12 protein-coding genes are annotated in these 18,047 nt (G+C 33.3%); 8 read left to right on the forward strand and 4 right to left on the reverse strand.

Annotated elements, in window-relative coordinates:
- The 4 genes from QL232_RS02560 to QL232_RS02575 all read left to right on the forward strand — a co-directional run bounded on the left by QL232_RS02560 (position 1) and on the right by QL232_RS02575 (position 8,752).
- Positions 1 to 1,635, forward strand: a complete 1,635-nt coding sequence (locus QL232_RS02560) for a sulfatase (RefSeq protein WP_281612944.1) — start codon at positions 1 to 3, stop codon at positions 1,633 to 1,635.
- Between the two features lie 2 nt (positions 1,636 to 1,637).
- Positions 1,638 to 3,455, forward strand: coding sequence for a sulfatase-like hydrolase/transferase (locus QL232_RS02565; protein ID WP_281612945.1), 1,818 nt, complete (start codon positions 1,638 to 1,640; stop codon positions 3,453 to 3,455).
- Positions 3,456 to 4,550, forward strand: coding sequence for a glycosyl hydrolase (locus tag QL232_RS02570; RefSeq protein WP_281612946.1), 1,095 nt, complete (start codon positions 3,456 to 3,458; stop codon positions 4,548 to 4,550). It abuts the gene before it with no gap.
- Between the two features lie 164 nt (positions 4,551 to 4,714).
- On the forward strand, positions 4,715 to 8,752 hold the full coding sequence (locus QL232_RS02575) for a hybrid sensor histidine kinase/response regulator transcription factor (protein ID WP_281612947.1): 4,038 nt from the start codon (positions 4,715 to 4,717) through the stop codon (positions 8,750 to 8,752).
- Positions 8,753 to 9,431: 679 nt separating this feature from the next.
- Here the strand turns inward: QL232_RS02575 and QL232_RS02580 are convergent.
- The gene (locus QL232_RS02580; protein ID WP_168882424.1) at positions 9,432 to 9,692 is read right to left on the reverse strand and encodes a hypothetical protein; all 261 of its coding nucleotides are present in this window, start codon (positions 9,690 to 9,692) and stop codon (positions 9,432 to 9,434) included.
- A gap of 175 nt (positions 9,693 to 9,867) precedes the next feature.
- Between QL232_RS02580 and QL232_RS02585 the strand changes: the two genes are divergently transcribed.
- A complete protein-coding gene (locus QL232_RS02585; protein WP_281612948.1) occupies positions 9,868 to 10,503 on the forward strand; it encodes a hypothetical protein in 636 nt (211 codons plus the stop codon).
- Between the two features lie 21 nt (positions 10,504 to 10,524).
- Here QL232_RS02585 and QL232_RS02590 read toward each other — a convergent pair whose 3' ends face one another.
- Positions 10,525 to 11,478 carry an AraC family transcriptional regulator gene (locus QL232_RS02590; protein WP_281612949.1) on the reverse strand — a complete coding sequence of 318 codons (954 nt, stop codon included), beginning with the start codon at positions 11,476 to 11,478 and terminating at the stop codon, positions 10,525 to 10,527.
- 136 nt (positions 11,479 to 11,614) lie between these two features.
- Between QL232_RS02590 and QL232_RS02595 the strand changes: the two genes are divergently transcribed.
- From QL232_RS02595 to QL232_RS02605, 3 genes are all read left to right on the forward strand, one after another.
- The gene (locus QL232_RS02595) at positions 11,615 to 12,196 is read left to right on the forward strand and encodes a hypothetical protein (RefSeq protein ID WP_281612950.1); all 582 of its coding nucleotides are present in this window, start codon (positions 11,615 to 11,617) and stop codon (positions 12,194 to 12,196) included.
- 360 nt (positions 12,197 to 12,556) lie between these two features.
- On the forward strand, positions 12,557 to 13,333 hold the full coding sequence (locus tag QL232_RS02600; RefSeq protein WP_168882428.1) for a hypothetical protein: 777 nt from the start codon (positions 12,557 to 12,559) through the stop codon (positions 13,331 to 13,333).
- A gap of 4 nt (positions 13,334 to 13,337) precedes the next feature.
- Complete coding sequence (locus QL232_RS02605; RefSeq protein WP_281612951.1) at positions 13,338 to 14,669, forward strand: PCMD domain-containing protein; 1,332 nt, start codon at positions 13,338 to 13,340, stop codon at positions 14,667 to 14,669.
- Positions 14,670 to 15,684: 1,015 nt separating this feature from the next.
- Here the strand turns inward: QL232_RS02605 and QL232_RS02610 are convergent.
- Together QL232_RS02610 and QL232_RS02615 are read right to left on the reverse strand one after the other, a co-directional pair.
- Positions 15,685 to 16,461, reverse strand: coding sequence for a methyltransferase domain-containing protein (locus tag QL232_RS02610; RefSeq protein WP_281612952.1), 777 nt, complete (start codon positions 16,459 to 16,461; stop codon positions 15,685 to 15,687).
- Positions 16,462 to 16,794: 333 nt separating this feature from the next.
- A complete protein-coding gene (locus QL232_RS02615) occupies positions 16,795 to 17,784 on the reverse strand; it encodes a haloacid dehalogenase-like hydrolase (RefSeq protein WP_281612953.1) in 990 nt (329 codons plus the stop codon).
- Between the last annotated feature and the right edge of the window lie 263 nt (positions 17,785 to 18,047).

An 18,047-nucleotide genomic window follows, 5' to 3' on the forward strand; every position in this document is an offset into this window, starting at 1 on the left:
ATGAAAACAATGAAATTAACTAAGATTTTTTGTCTACTCGTATTAAGTATAAGTTCTTCTGTTTTGGCTCAAAAACAAGAAAAAAAGAACATTCTATTTATTATCGTAGACGATCTTCGCCCCGAATTAAACTGTTATGGGAATGACTATATGGTTACTCCTAACATTGATAAATTAGCTGAAGGTGGTGTTTTATTTGAAAACGCATACGTCAACCAAGCAGTTTGTTCTGCATCGAGAGCAAGCTTCTTAACAGGAGTAAGACCTGATGTTACAGGTGTAGATTATCCTTACAGCAAGTACTTTGTTGAAGAGTTTCTATCAACTCATAAAACGATCTCTAGCTATTTTTACAGTAAAGGGTATTATACACGAAATATTGGCAAAGTACATCATGGTAAGTATGATCGACCTCTTACTGAAAAGAGATTCAGTAGTAAGTTGAATAAGTATGCTGATCCTGAAAACGCAAGTTTTAAAAAGAATCAAAAGACAAAGAGTAAATTAAAAGGGCCTGCTGTGGAAGCCATTGATGTAGAAGATGAAAACTATCAAGATGGTGAAGCTGTTGTTGAAGCAATGGCTACTTTAGATCGAGCAACGACTTCAGGTAAACCTTTCTGTATTTCTGTAGGGTTCTACAAACCTCATCTACCTTTTAATGCACCGAAGAAGTATTGGGATTTGTACGAAAGAGAAGCTATCCCGTTAGCTCCAAATCGTTCACTTCCAGAAAATACACCAGAGGAATTAAAAGAATTAACGACAACACATTATTCTCTTAGTAAATATGTTGGAGAGAAATATCAAGAAGGTGTGATGTATTCTGATGCTCGATCTAAAGAGTTACGACATGGTTATTTTGCATGTGTAAGTTTTATTGATGCACAGATTGGTAAACTTTACAAGAAGTTGGAGGAACTGGACGTTCTAAATAATACAACTATAGTCTTAATTGGTGATCATGGATGGCATTTGGGAGATCAAGGCATGTGGGGGAAAACAACAAACTTTGAGAATGCAACAAGAATTCCAATGATCATCATGGATCCAAATCTTAAGAAAACAGGTGTAAAAACGAAGGCATTGGTAGAGGCAGTCGATATTTACCCAACGCTAATTGATTTAAGTGGTGTTGAAGAAGAAATTCCAACATATTTAGAAGGAACCTCTATGAAACCAGTGTTAGACAACCCCAAAAAACAATGGAAGAAAGCAGTGTTTAGTCAATTCCCTAGGGGAACTTTAGCAAGCATTGAGGGGTATTCTATTCGAACGGATCAGTTTAGATATACTGAATGGTGGGACAATGAAAATAAAAAATTTATTGGTGCAGAATTGTACGATCATAAGATAAGAGATATTGAAGATCGAAATGTTGTAGCAGATAATAAATACACAAAGAATGTGGAAGAGCTTTCAATAGCTTTAAAAAAGGGATGGAAAGCAGCATTACCAAAAGGAGTAGTAAATACCTCAGATAATCCTTTGGCACCAAGATCTGTACCAGTGGGTAGTGAGTCTAAAGGTAGGTTAAAACAATGGGAGAAATATATCAAAAAGAAAGAAGCGAAGGGTGAGGAGCCAATATATTATCTCAAACCTTCGATTTACGAAAACCAAAAAGCACAATAACAATGAAAAATATTAATATAAATTTCTGGATGTTACTTTTTACATTTCTCTTAGGAGGAATATTAATGGCACATCCAAAAAAGAAAAAGAAGAAAACAGATAAACCTAATATTCTTATCATTCAGATGGATGATATGGGTTTTGATGATCTTTCAGGTAATGGAAATACGGTATCGAAAACACCAAACATAGATCAACTGGCAAAGACTTCTGTAAAGTTCAATAATTTCTATGTGGCCAATGTATGTGCTCCGACAAGAGCAAGTTTATTGACAGGCAGGGATTTTTGGAGAACAGGAGTAACCGGTATGCATGGAGGAAACGATTATTTAAGTCTTAAAGAAACAACTTTTGCAGAACTACTAAGAGATAACGGCTACAAAACAGGTATGTGGGGAAAATGGCATTCTGGAAAAGCGGAAGGATATTGGCCTTGGCAGAGAGGTTTCGATGAGGCTTACTATTCAAAGTTATACAACCATTTCCCTAGCCACGGTTATTTAAATGGTAAAGGAGTGAAATTCGAAAAATGGTCTGATGAACAAATAGTAGATATGGCCATCGAATTTATGGAGGAGAATAAAGAACAACCTTTCCTTGCTTATGTGTCTTCTTTGAGTACACATGGACATTGGGCTGCACCCGATCAGCTTGTTCAGAAATACATGAAAGAGGGTAGGACAAAGAAGTTCGCTACGCTACTTGCCATGCAGGAATTTGCCGACCAACAAATAGGAAGACTATTAAAGTACTTGGAAACTTCTGGTTTGGATAAAGAGACAATTGTGTTTTTTATGTCAGACAATGGACCAATTCGTCATGGTGAATCCGATGAAGAATGGGCACTGAGAAATAATCACGAGTACCTTGGAAACAAAGCTAGGAACTGGAAAAATGGTATAAAATCCCCCCTTTACGTAAAATATAAGGGGGTATATGAACCAGAGAGTGTAGATTTGATGTGTTCAATTACTGATATCTATCCAACTTTATTAGCTTTAACAAACACTGAGTTACCAAAAGATAATCTTCCAATTGATGGTAGAAATATTGAAGGATGTTTTATTGGAGAAGAAAAGAAAGTGGCTCCCAAAGAAGTAGTTTTTGCTAATTGGTATCCTGAGAGAGAGAACAAAAATCAGTTTGCTCCCTATTCAAAAGGAGAAAAGAATAGTTATGTTTTTGAGGACCAAAGGTTGACAATGATTTCTGATGATTTCAAACTAATTATGAATCCAGTGAAGGTGAAAAACTCTCCAGAGCCTGTCAATAATATGGTATTGATTGATCATAAAAATGACCTTTTAGAGAGAACGAATATTATAAGTGATTATCCAGAAATCGCAGCTTCAATGAAGGAAAGTTTAGAAGAATGGTTTAACTCAGTATTGGATGAAAAAGATTCTTTCGAGGAGAAACTTGGGTTTGTTGGGTATCCTAATTCTAAAAAGAAAAAGACAAAGGTTTTTGCCGTTTTAACAACCAAGACAATAGGTTTTGAAAACCAAGCACATGCAGTAAAATTCCCAAAGAATGGTAACGGAGAATTGAGTTATGATGTAATGGTTGATAAAGCAGGTGAATATACACTTACGTTATCTGTGAATAGAAAGAAAGTGGATAAAGCATTTGTTTTTATTCTTACTTTAGATAATAAAGAGTATAAATTTCAATTTGAGGAGAATCAAAAATCCGCCAAAAACAAGCTGATTCTAAAAAAAGGAAAACAGCATTTTAAGATAGTGATGAATGAGGATTCTGAGGATCTTAAGAAAATAGTATTTACAGATATGATGTTTGAACTTAATAAAGCAATATAGATGATGACTAATTTTTTGAAATTTATCTCAACACTTTTAGTAGTTGCAACATTTTTTATAACATTTAATGCAAAAGCTCAGGTTGACAAAAAAGCAACTGCTGAGACAAAGAACCTATACAAAAACTTAAAGGTTTTAAAAGATAATAGATTTATGTTTGGTCATCATTTTACAGAATTGTCAGGTTGTTATCCTGAACAATGGGTGGACCATAAAGATGTTAAGAATAAATCGGATGTGTACTCAGGGTTAGGTACTTACCCCATGTTGTTTAGTTATGATTTTGGAGACAAAAACTTTCATAAGTATGAAGAAAGAATCAAAAAGGCTTATCAAAGAGGGGGAGTGATTACTGTAAGTTGGCATACAAGCAACCCAGTTACAGGAGGTAAATCTTATGACTTGAAGGGAAGTCCTGTTAAAGAAATTATGCCAGGTGGTAAGGCCAACAAGCAGTATAAAAAATGGTTGGATGAAATCGTATTATTTGCTCATAATGTAGCGGTACCTATCATTTTTAGACCTTTACATGAAAATACTGGAGATTGGTTCTGGTGGGGATCAAGTTCATGTACTCCAGAAGAATACAAAGCAGCTTGGAGATATACTGTCGATTATCTTAAGAAGAAAAAAGTACACAACTTCCTATATGCTTATTCTCCATCAAAAGGCGAGTACGATGAACGTTACCCTGGTGATGAGTATGTTGATATTTGTGGTACTGATTTCTATGGGGAGACGAATGAGTTTCCTGATGATTTTATTGCTGCAATTCGTAAAACAGTAGAGTTTGCCAACGAACATAATAAAATTGCTGCTCTTACAGAATTTGGCTTTAGAAAGGGAATTCAGAGATGTGATAACCCGAAATATTATACAGACATGATATTAAAGCCAATCATAAATGATCCTGTGGCTTCACAAATCACATTTGCTCTTACATGGAGAAACAACTCCATCACAAAAGGATATTGGGTTCCCATTAAAGGGGATATCTTTTTTGAAAACTTTGTAGAATTTTACAATCACCCTTCTACTCTATTTATTGATGATAATATCAACCTTTATCAGAAGAAAAAAATACAGTCTAAATAAATACTTAAAGCTGAGGTACCTATTATAAATACCTTGGCTTTTTGTCTAATTTTTCACAGATCGATTATTACTTCAGCAAGAAATTAATAGGTTTCTTTATTACAAAAACACCTTTTTAATTCTTAACTTAGGTAACTAATTGTGATACTACTAGCAATCCAGCGATGAAACAACTTATATTTCTGATTCTAATTACCGTAAGCTTTCAGCTTTTTGCCGTAAAAGAAAATACATACGACCAAATTCAACAAGTAACCAATTCACCTTTTTCCACTATCAATGAAATTGTTCAGGATGAAACAGGTTTTTTGTGGGTGGCTTCATGGAAAGGATTATACCGTTATGATGGGAATAGTCTATTGTCATTTAGACAGTTGAATGATAAATTTTTAGCTTTAAAAATAAATGATCTAAAAGTAGCAAAAAACTTTCTATGGGTTTCAACAAATCATAATGGTATTTATAAGATCAATTTAGAGGATTACAGTTATGAGAACTGGAGTGAAACTAATGGCAATTTTATCACAGATTACTCATTGTCTATCACAATTGATGCACAAAATAATTTTGTTTGGGTAGGTACACAAAATTATGGTTTGGTTCGTATCAACCCCAAAAACAATCAGCAAAAAGTTTTTGACAATAGGTCTGAAAAAGACTTTTCTACTAACACTGTTACTTCGGTATTATGTTCTTCGGAGAAATTTACCTTAATAGGTACTAGAAACGGGGTGTTAATGAAAACTGACAGCTCACAACATTTTCAACGTATTTTAGAAAAGGAAATTACGGATTATGTACTATCAATTTATCAGGATCCAATAGGTCAGATTTGGGTAGGAGATAGAAAAGGAACCTATAAATTAACGAGAGTCAAAAATCGTATTGAAGTAATAAAACTCTTCGACTATTCTACTTTTCAGTTCTCCCTATCAAAAGATGCAAAGACTTTAAATCTCAGTACTGAAAATGGTTTAAAGCAGGTAGATATTTATACTCAAAATATAGCATCGTTTGCTGTTAATGGAGAAAAATTATCCATGCCTGTGACCTGTAGTTTTGAAACCAATGAAAATGCCATTTGGGTAGGTGCAAGGAGAAAAGGATTATTCCTACTTTCTAAAACGACACCATTAATTACGCAAAAGGAAAATCCTCTGAATGATTTTAATGTAGCTGTATCCCATCTTATTTCTTTAGGAGGTGATCGTATTTTTTTCCATGAGTGGTTGAAAGGTGTATTTTATGGAGATAGTGAGAAAATCATTTCCTTAAAAAATGAGATTTTGGATAATGCGTCATTAAATGCATTATACCTCGATAAGTTTAATAATATATGGTTCTCAATACGAGGAAAGAAGGGCGTTTATAGGTTTAATATTGAGCATATTGATCTTACAAACGGAACGATTGATACTATTGAATATATTCCTAACCTTATTAAAAAGAAGAGATATCAGCTGATTACTGCGATCAGTGGAGATGACAAGGGAAATGTTCTTTTTGGTACTTATACTGGTGATATTTTCAAGTATCGCTCACTACAAAAAACCTTTGATACATTGACTTTTAAAGGAGGAAGTTTTTGTAGGAATAAAGCAATCCATTCTATTCTTGTCGACAAAAATGAGATTTGGGTCGCTACTGGTGGTGCTGGTATTTTTAAAGCGGTAAATAGTTCAGGAAATGACATTACAGATCTTAAAAACTATACCGTAAAAGAAGGGATCTCAAGTAACTTCAGTGTCAACCTATATAAAAGTGAGAATAACATTCTTTGGATTGGTGCGGATGATGGGCTATCTGCTTTTGATGGTGAAAATTTTCATCAGTTCTTTAAAAATGACCATTCTTTCTATAGTATAGAATCGATTATAGAAGACAAAAAAGGGTTCTTATGGTTAGGTACTTCTCAAGGGCTTATCAGAATAAATACTTCTATAGAAGATAAAAATTATCAGATCTTCACATCAAATGATGGACTGAAAAATCATGATTATTTTGACAGAGCGGTAACCAAAGATACCCAAGGGAATTTGTATTTTGGAGGTACTCAAGGGATTGATGTATTCTTACCAGAGAAGATTGTAACAAAGCAAAATATTACGGTTCCAACGATAACAGCCGTCTATTTAGGTGGAGAAAAAGTGGCCTATCATCACAACGAATTTATCTCTGGACGTTTAAGTGATCATGCGAATATTGAGCTGCCATATGACAAAAATTCTCTGGCTTTTGATTTTTCCAACTTGGCATTGGAACACTCAGAGAATGTCTTGTATGCGTATCGATTATTGGAACATAATGAGCATTGGTCAATTCTTCCAAAAGGAGTAAACTATTTAGAATTTAATGAATTACCCTCTGGGAGTTATACGATACAAATTAAATCTACGAATGTAGAAGGCGTATGGTCTAGTAAATATTTACAACTAAATGTAATGATTGATGTTCCATTTTGGCGACATCCTATTGCATTTGTCATCTATATCTTGGTGACCATATTAGGTATCTACTTCTTTACTCAAAGGAAGTTGATAAAAGCACACCACTTACATCAATTACAATTGGATCAGTTGGAACTTCAGCAACAATCGCAATTGGATGAATTGAAAATGAAGCTATATGTGAACATATCACATGAGTTTAAAACTCCTCTTACTTTGATCCTTGGCCCACTGGCCAATATTATTCGTCAGAAAAAGGAAAATGATCCATTTTTTGAGCAACATATCTTGATGTATAACAACGCTGATCGTTTATTGAAACTGGTGAATAGAGTGATTAACCTAGGGAAATCTGACCAAACAGAAATAGATATTAATGTAGAAAAAGCCAATTTCAATGCCTTTATTCAACAGATTCAAAATGCCTTTATTTATGAAGCACAACGACGAAATATTGGTTTTGAAGTAGATAACAATATCGGTGATTTTGAATGCTTCTATGACAAAGAAATAGTGGAAGATATTATCTTCAATCTCCTATCTAATGCCTTTAAATATACACCAAGTGGAAAAAAAGTAACGGTTGAGATCGATAAAACGGGTGATCTAATCAGTATTAAAGTGATGGATCAAGGAAAGGGGATACAAGAAGATGTTATCGATAAAATTTTTGAAAGATACTACGGGGACAAAGGAAGATCGTATTCAACAGGAATTGGCTTAAACTATTCGAAAAGATTAGCTCAATTACATAAAGGTGATCTGCTTGTTCAAAACAATTTGGAAGGTGAAGGTGCAACATTTACTTTATTGATTCCTGCATTGGATATCTATCAAGAATCTGAGAAAGCCATTAAGGATTATAGTAGTAGAGATACAATCAGTATTTATGAAGAGGAGAAATTAATCTCATTAATAGAAGACATAAAAGTCAATAACGATGAGATGGATGCTCAGGAAAATATAGCTTTAGTAGTTGATGACAACCCTGATATTAGAACATTTATTAAGTCTGTACTTTCTCCAGAATTTACAGTGATTGAAGCTAACAATGGAGAAGAAGGTTTTGAAAAAGCAATTGAAACTATCCCTAACATTATCATATCAGATGTGATGATGCCTGAGATGGATGGATTCACTTTTTGTGATAAGATCAAGAAAGATGAAAGAACAGATCATATTCCTGTAATTTTAACCACTGTATTATCCGAAAATGAAGACCGATTGAAAGGGCTTAAAGTAGGAGCAGATTCATACATACCAAAACCTATCAATCCGGAACATCTACTTGTGAGAGTAGAGAAACTATTATCAACTAGAAAAAAACTGATCGAAAAATATGCTCAATATGTAGAAGTACCTAAGGGTGCTGATCAGGATGAAGATACAGTGACTGCTACTCCAGAGGTAGTTGAACATCCATTATTAAAAAAGTCTAGAGAAATTATTCTAGAAAATGTGACGAATGAAGATTATGATGTTGATGCATTTGCATCAGATCTGGGTTTTAGTAGAACACAATTGTATAGAAAATTCAAAGGAGTATCCAATTTATCAGTGAATAAGTTTATTCGTAAGATTAAGATGGAGAAAGCCGCAGAATTATTAATCGAAGGAGAGTTGAATATTAAACAAGTTACTTATGAAGTAGGTTTCAATGATCTTAAATATTTTAGAAAGTGTTTCCAAGAACAGTTTGGTGTAACACCGTCCACCTATATTAAAGAACAAAGAGGAGAAGCTCCCTTCAATTAATACTTATATACCAAAGAAATAAAAAAAACCTTCTTTAAGAAAAGAAGGTTTTTTTATGTCAAAAAGATAGTCACACAACTACATTTCTATTTATTCCTAAATTTGAAATGTATCCGTCTATAGTTAAGTGGTCACACACGCACTTAATGCCGTGATTTAAGTTGGTGATAATTTTGCCGTTGCTAGAGATAAAGAATCTTTGTGCTCTACATTTACTTTATTCAATTATTTCTCTTTAATATCTCCTTATGTAATCATTCAGATCTTATTACTTTTTTCGACAATACCATAGGTATCATCCTGTCTAGAGTTCCCTGTATGCAAACTAATAGTGCTTATCTATTAACTACTGGAATATGCGTCGTATAGAATACATTGACCATTATCTTCCAATTATATCTTCTCAAAATCGGGATGATGTATACTTGAAATATTCAACAATAGGAACCTCCAAATTAAACAACTGTGATAGAGGTGATAAATAAGCATATTAATACTACTACTGGGATTTAATCATAGTCGGATAAAAGTTTAATATTAAGATCATTTGATATAACAAAGCTACTGCATTTGACTTGGGAGCAGAGGGGAGGATAGTACAAATAAGGAGGGTGAATTGTAATAGTAATGGATTATTAAGGGAACATAGAGGGGTAATTCTGACTTTTTCGGTATCTCTTTATCTTGGTACAGCATCTATAAATGAACGCATAACATCCATCCAAAAAGATTCCACTTCCTGCGTTTGTTGGAAGTTAACATTCTTCATTAAACGATGGATAAGATCACTAAACTGCTTGGCCCAAAAAGGAGCGGTATCATTTTCTTCTATGGTAGCAATAGTCTTTTCTAATAGTGAAAGGTCTTTTTCTTTGATACTATTGAAAAGCGACAATTGTAATTCCTTTTCAAAGGATTGTTCTGTTTGTTCGTGATTCATTCTTATTATTTCTATTGAGTAGGTAAAGATATAGCATAGTATTTAGAAAGGAAACTTAGTAGAATATAACAATTATCCCAAGTAATGATCATTTATTCCTCCTATCTGAATCATTCTTCAACTTATTTTTTTGCCTAAAACGGTAAATTGAAAAAGAACTAACACCTGTATTGCTATGGAATTTGAAATGACCTTTTTGGCATTGAACCGACATAAGTTGAAATACTTCTTTATGACTTGTTTGACTGTCGGCTTTCTCGTAAGTGAGTTTTTTTATCTATTCTTTGATTTCAAAGATGATGATATCACTACGCTACTTTGGAACACACTTTTCTGCTTTTCAATCGGAGTATTCTTCTCTGTATTTATTTTCTTAGTTGTTTACTTTCAGTGGTACTATATACATCGGCTACGATTTCAACTGTTTAATATCCCTATTGTAAATGATTTGAAATCCATAGGGTTTAATTTCTTTGAGCTAAATAAAGATTCAAGCTTCTCTTTTTCTGAGATCCTGTTGAAAGGAGAATGCAATGGGTACAATATCATAGTGGAGGAAAATACCAAAGGGATTCAATTTATGATATATGCTTCTCACATCTATCCTTTAGATACAAAGGAATTGAATGCCTTCAAAACTGAGTTTAAGCATTTAAACTTAGATCTTGAATTTGCAGGAGTAACGTTTCAAATTAAGCAAATTGATTTGAAAGAATATGATGTCAATAGAATCAAAAAAGAACTTTTAGAAATAACGGATCTGCTTAAGATAAAAGGGTTTCTTCCTGTAGAAGAACTAGAGTTAGCATAAATTTATCTGTTCCTATTAAATCTATTTTCTAAAGTATTTAGGAGATTTATTATACTCTTTTTTGAAGGCTTTGGAAAAGTGATTCGCATTAGCAAAACCTGTTGCGACAGCAATATCGGTCATACTATTTTTGGGATCCAGTAACATTCTTTTGGCAAGTAAAAACCGGTGTTTCATAAGAAACTGATAAGGTGGATACCCAAAGGTAGTCTTAAAATGATTTCTTAAGGTTTGAGCACTCACACCAAATTTTCTACATAACTCTTCTGTACCTACAGGTTCTGAAATATTTTCCATTAGATAATCTCTTATTTGTAACATCAGGTAACTGTCTGAAGGATGCACTTTTTTGTATCGATTACCAGAATGCTTGAGAATTAACTCATTTATAAAATAGGTAAATAAGAGAAACGAGTGTCCATAAGTAAAACCGGCTTTACCCAATTCCTGCTGTTGTGCCTCAAAGATCTTATGAATTTGCTCCTCCATTTCGGGCGTCATCAATTCATAGTACATAATATGCTTTCTCACCAAAAATAGCTGATCAAAAATATCGATCTTCTTTCTAAGAAAAGATCTCAGTGCATCATAATCAATACGTAAGGACAAGATATGGAAGGGAGTATCTTTAGGCACTAATATATGTTGCTTAGAAAAGTTATTGAAGAGCATTAGACCATTGGCTTTATTTTGAGTTACGATCACCACTTTTTTATCGGAGTTAAACGTTAATTGTTGGTGCGTTGCTCTAAAAATAAGATAAGGATCTTCTATTTCTTCTTCCTCTACGATAATGTCAAAAGGAAGGCAAGTTTCATTGATAAGTAAATCAAACTGACCGATGTCTTTATATAAATAGGAATGTAAGTAATATTGACCTTGCTGATAATGAAACTCGGAGCCATTCCAAGAACCACCACCAAGCTTTTGAAGTAATTGCTGATAAGTTGTAGTTGAAATTTCTTTCCCACTCATCTTAAAACGAAATACATCCATAAAATTTGTGCTTTTTGACCTTTTTTATCCCATTTTTTACCTATTAAATATATAAAAAAATATTTTCTTGCAAACAATTAATATAGTTAGATATAAAACAAATAAATCAGAGGTTATGCCAATTGCTATTATAACACAGTCTATTATTTCTGCTATTTCAATACCTACAGAAGCAGATAATATCAATATACATTTACAATCGGGAGAAGTAGTGTCTATCACTAAATCGGAATGGAAGAAAGGAAAGAAGTATGCTACGGAAGACAGCTTTTTCTATATCCGAGACAAGGAGAAGTTTGAAGTGAAGAAGAGTGACATTGAATATGTACGTTACGAATCTTTAGAAACTTACGATAAGACGGCAGACTTTATGAAGGAGTATGCGGAGATTCAAGACATGAAAGAAGAGGACCTTATTTACTACAATACAAAAAGGCATAAAAAATCGAGGACCTCACAGACCTTTGCAGTAGGTGCAGCTACAATTGGTGTTGTTGCCAACCCATGGTTTATTATTGTGACCCCACTACCATGGACTCAGGCAAGAAATACGATGAAGGGAGTAGATTACGAATACTGTGTGAGAGGTAAAGAATGGAAAGAAGTAAAAGCCAATCATAAACAGAAGATCAAAGACCTGAAAGCGAAGGCAAAAGAGGAGAAAGAAATGGAAAATATAGAATTAGTGAAGTCATAATCACATCATGTATCTATGTTCGCAGTAAGTAGAAGATCCACTATTCATTTAGTTGGATCTTCTTTGTTTTTATACTCAATAACTTTTATTAGCGATTTGATAAAAATTCTCTTTCTATTTTTGTAACAGCAATACCGAATAATAAATAAAGAACTTAACTGGATATATTACCGAGCTAAAATAAAACCATATATCCATTTTTATTGAAAAATAGAGATTTTGAACATTACCCATAGGGTCCAATCATGGATGTTCGAAACCTCTTTTTATTTTGTATTTCACCTTAGATCAAAAATATTGAGTTGTTAACGATTGCTCAATAGACACGAATAAACTAAATAAATCTAATCTAACATCAATATGCAAAGCACAAAAAAGCGATTGATTACTATTATCTTAATCTTGTTTTCTAGTAGCCTAGTAGTATCCCAAAATATTGAGGAGGAAAAAGTGAAAAGGAAAGACCTTTTTAATAGAGGAATTGAAAACCGAACATTTGTTCCACAAGGACAATGGTTAGTAGGGTCAACCTTTCAGTATTCTCAGCATGATAATTCCAATTACCAATTTCTTATTATGGAAAACTGGGACAGTCGAGGTTTTAATTTCCAAGCAAGTCCGTTTTTCGCCTATTTCTTAAAAGATAACTTCGCTATTGGTGGCCGTTTCACTTACAAAAGAAGCGGAATGGATATGGACCAAATGGATATCATTTTAGACGATGATCTTTCATTTTCAATTAATGGAGCTCACCAAATTTCCCATACATTTTACTCTACTTTCTTTATTAGAAATTATCTGAGTTTAGGTAAAAGTAACCGTTTCGGATTATTCAACGAAGTGAGAGTTTCTTATGGCTACGGACAGTCTAAAGAAACAGTAGCAGGAAGTACACCACAAGAAACTGTCGGAGTATATTCTACTACCAATGAATTTAATATTGGAGTAGCTCCAGGTATGGTGGCATTTATCAACGATATGGTAGCATTAGAAGTATCGATAGGTGTACTTGGGTTTACCAATAAATGGATACAACAGACAGAAAATCAAGTAGAAGAAGGCTCTAGAAGAACAAGTAAAGCCAATTTTGATATCGACATTTTCTCATTAAATATTGGTTTATCTTTTTATCTATAATCACATGAAAAATTTTAAAAAATTAATGCTTTTGACATGTTTGATTATAGTATCAGCATGTATCAAAAATGATATCCCTTATCCATATATCGTAGGTGAGTTTACTTACTTCACTATTGAAGGGCAAATCGGTGCTTCAGTCATTTCACCAGAAGAAAGAAGAGTACAAATACAAGTGTCTTCTGATATGGATCTCGCTAACTTGAAAGTGGATAGCGTAGCATATACAGAAGATGCAATCGTAACACCAGACCCCTATGAAGTTGTGGATTTTACTGTGCCAGTAAAGTTTACCATTTCAACGTATCAAGATTACGATTGGGAAGTTAACGTAGTAAAGACTGCTGAACCCGTAGTGATTGATTCTGTAGAGATAGAAGGGATGATCTCTTCAACTGTAATTGCAGGAAGCAAAACAGTAAGAGTGATAATGCCAAAGGAAAGTGATTTATCCAATCTTGGTATTACATTGTTTGATTATACACCTAGTACGGCATCGGTAAGCCCAGATCCCTACTCATTACAAGATTTTACAAGTACAGTCACTTTCACTTTTAATGAAGATGATCAGTGGTTTTTGGAGGTGACAAAAGAGAATAATGTGGACCCTGAACCTGGAGAACAAGTAGAGTATTCTGATTTTACTACTTGGTTTTGGGAAGGGAGTGCATCCATTGAAAAAAACCGTTTCTATTTACCGGGAGAGAATATGGGTTCTCCTTGGAGATCTGGTGATAAAGGAGCTGCAGATTTAACTTTCAAGACGTACCCTCAAACGGTATTGCCTTACCCATCAATGGAGCAGGCAGACTACGCAGTGTTGGAGACAAAAACTGCTGTAGGTGTCATTGCTGCAGGTTCGCTATTTGTGGGTGATATTCAAGGAAGTGGACCTATAAATATTACCACTGATTTTGGTATTCCTTTTACAGATAGGCCTATTGGATTTACTACTGATGTACAATACAATCCAGAAACCTATGGAGATAATGTCATCGACCAATGTGATATCTATGTCATCTTACAAGTGAGAGAAGGTGAAGGGGAAAACGAAAAAAGATACCGATTAGCAACGGGCTGGTACAGATCCTCTAGCGATATGCCTGACTTTACTACTTTAGATCTACCGCTATTGTATGGACAGCATCAAGATTTAGAATCGTATATGATGCCATCGAGTAGTAATAAAGAAATGCCAGAACATGGTTTCTATGAAGATATAACAGCCTCTCCAACACATATTATTATGGTGTTTGCTTCAAGTGCAGAAGGAGCAAGTTTTAAAGGTGGAATCGGTAGTACACTTAAAGTGAAAGGAATTACCTTAAACTACTAATCCAGAAGAAGTCGGAACCTGAAACAGTGAATTTTCTACTGTTTCAGGTTTTTTTATAAGAAAAGTACAAAATACACTTTAAATATTGTATTTTTAGATGAATATTACGCCTATGTTAAATAAATGTGAACTATTGCTTGTGTAATTATGTTTGCGGCCATATATTGCAGTCGTGATATTAAGTGTGTATAATACTTTTAATAAACAAAACAAGTAATATAATTAACAATACGACCAATATGAAAGAAGCATTACTGTTTGCATTTACAACTGTGGTAACTTTGAATGTGATAATATACTTAAAAGATAATTTTTTAAACAAACAAGAATCTTAAAAAGACATTTAAGAGGCGAAAGCCTCTTTTTTATGCTAGTTACTTTCTACCAAAAGGGCACTCTACCAAGTGCCCTTTTTTAATTGATTGACTATAATATTTGTTCTGATCTTAGAAAACTTGTGTGTATGTATTATTTATTGGTGTCACAAAGATGCATAGTTTCCCACGTTTTGATTGGTAAAAAACAGAATGAGATTGGTAGATTTTCAACGATTCAAATTCCTAGTATAAAATATTGATTTACATAATTCAACATATAAAAAAAGTCGATCCAAAAGGTCGACTTTTTCTGCTCGTATTAAAAATGCTTTGTTTTAATGTAATTGTTTAAACTGATGATGTGTAATTTCTTTTGTCTGCTTTAATGTTGTTACAATTAGATAAACGCATAACAATTATATCAGGTTTAGTAAAAAATATTTTTTGAGTGGTAAAAAAAAATTCTAAAAAACCGAATTATGAAAGTTTATAACAGTCTGGTAAAAAATGATCAGTAGAAATCGGAGTATACTATAGTGTAGTTCAATTAATAGTGATTAAAACATACCCAAAAACGATTTTTAGTTTCGATAATTTTTTGCCCGTATCGAAAATGCTTTGTTGAGATGATGATAGTTTAAAAAAGATGTATGGAACAGCCTTGGAAGTTTACCAAGGCTGTTTTTTTATAGATAAATCTATAACGTAGCTCTTACTTCATTTAAAAACATAGTCATTGAAATTGCTTTTTCTTCTACCCAAGGATTATACTCAGCAATAGCTTGTAAGCGATTTCTTTCTACAATGTATCCTTCTTTTACCAATTGTTCTAGTTCGGCGACTTCTGACCATATCTTTACTTTTTGCTCAAATTGTGGGTGTTGTCTATTGTAATTTTCATTTGAAGAAATGACTTCAATATTGTTGAACCCCGCATTTTTAAACAGAATAGGTAATTCGGAACCGATGGCATTATTTAACCCTGCTTCGGCTCTCCATTTTAAAAATGATTGATAAAAATGTAACATGGATAAAGGTGGTTGTGGAACCCATTCTAGACGATTATGATTATAATCTAAAATAGATACTTGTCCGCCTGGTTTTAATAACTCTTTTATCTTCAATACCGCATTGAAAGGGTTACTAATCCATTGCAATACTCTAGCACCAACAATTAGATCAAATTTCTCATCAGGATTAAACTCAAGTAAATCACAATGTATAAATTCTAAGTTTTGTACATCGGAATACTTCTGTTGGGCTTCTTCAATCATATGTCCTGTGTTATCAATACCAGTAACTTTTCCAGTAGGACCAACATACTCAGAAATTCCATGTGTTATAGATCCGGTGGCACATCCAATATCCAACACTTTGAGACCACTTTTTAACAAGTTGGGTAAATGTCTGTAATCAGTGGTTAAGGAACGTCTGTCATAGACATAATTTGATTCTTTTTTGCGTTGAACCTTCATTTCTAATAGTAGTTTTTTAGTCTTTAATTAAATATGTTGTACAAAATATATTATCAATATTTTGTTACTGTAAACATACTATAGAAAATTGTTCGATCATGATAAATATTGAAAATAAAGATGATTTCAAATACATGATAATCAGTGTTATATGTAATAAAATACACCTTTAAATAAATCCGTCAATTTTTTCTTATCAATAAATACGATTCCTAATGAAAAATTGATTGAAAAAAGAGCCAAGCTATATGACGATCTTTTTCTCTAACTATTGAAAACGGCAAGTTTTGATGTAGTGGAGAACACAGCCGGAGTTTAATTTTCTACAGGAACCTATTGATTAAATATTACTTTCCAGTCTTTCTCCATATCTACAATTGTATAGTGATGATTTTGAGCATAAGGGAGAACCTTTTCAGTGTGTTGGTCATATTTAAATTCTCTTTGTGCGTCTGTATGGTGTACAAGTAAACTCATATGAGGCTTGGTTTGATGATCCACATATTGAAGCATTTCAAAATCACCATTAGAATTGCCGGCAGCAAAGATGGGTTTCTTCCTGATGACCTGATGAATTAAAGCCGCTTTGTTACCCCAATTGTCCACATAGCGACCTTTTGCTGTTCTATAAAGTTGACCGTCTTTATATTTTAAGATGATGGATGAACCAAAAACATTTTGGGCAGGGATATGATATAATTCCTCAGAAAATAATTTAAGAAAATCTCCTTCATCTGCTGTGAAAATATAGACTTTGAAACCATTGTCTTGCAGGTATTTTACCAATTCATTCATAGGTAAATAAGTCAATTCGTTAATGACTCTATGCTTTACTGGGTTTTTCCAAGTGGAAAAGAATTTTCTATTCCATTGACTATATTCTTTGACACTCATTCCTTCAAATGGAGCTCCCATCAATTCTCCTACAATAGGATTAAATTCTCCTTTTTCTAATTGATCCATAAAGTAGCCTAAGCTTTTAATATCTTTCGTTAGTATAAACTGATGTAAGCTTTTAAAAGGCTCTTTATTCGCAAGATCTGGGTTTTCTGCAATTCTTTCTTCTACTCGAGCAAAGACACCATAGAAATGACTGTATAAAGGTTTTTCACTCCATAACGTACCATCGTTATCAAACACAGCTATACGATCCTCTTGTGGTATAAACTGATCGGATTTAGGATTGGTAACACCTTCTACAAATTGTATAATTTCAGCCCTTGTAGGTGTTGTATTCCAATGTTTTAAAACATTCACTTTTGATGTGTTAGTACAACTAAAGAACAATAATGAAAGCGTTACAGTAACAATAATCTTTTTCATAATAGCATTTCTTGATGATGATATATTATCCTAAACGAATCAATATGTTTAATACTAAACATAAGTAATCTATTTTTTATCAAAAAGTGATTCTTCTTTAATAAAATTTGAGGGAGACACTAAATAGAAAAAGTATAACGGGTTGTTATTAGTTCCAAAGTCATGAAATAGTATAATTTCAGTGTTTTCTCTTTAGGTAGTGTTAAGTGTTTTTAAAAGGTGTTTTCAAGTAAGTTTTAGATGAAAACCGTTAGTAAACTCTT

The sequence above is a fragment of the Flammeovirga sp. SubArs3 genome (assembly GCF_947387565.1).
GTDB lineage: Bacteria > Bacteroidota > Bacteroidia > Cytophagales > Flammeovirgaceae > Flammeovirga > Flammeovirga agarivorans.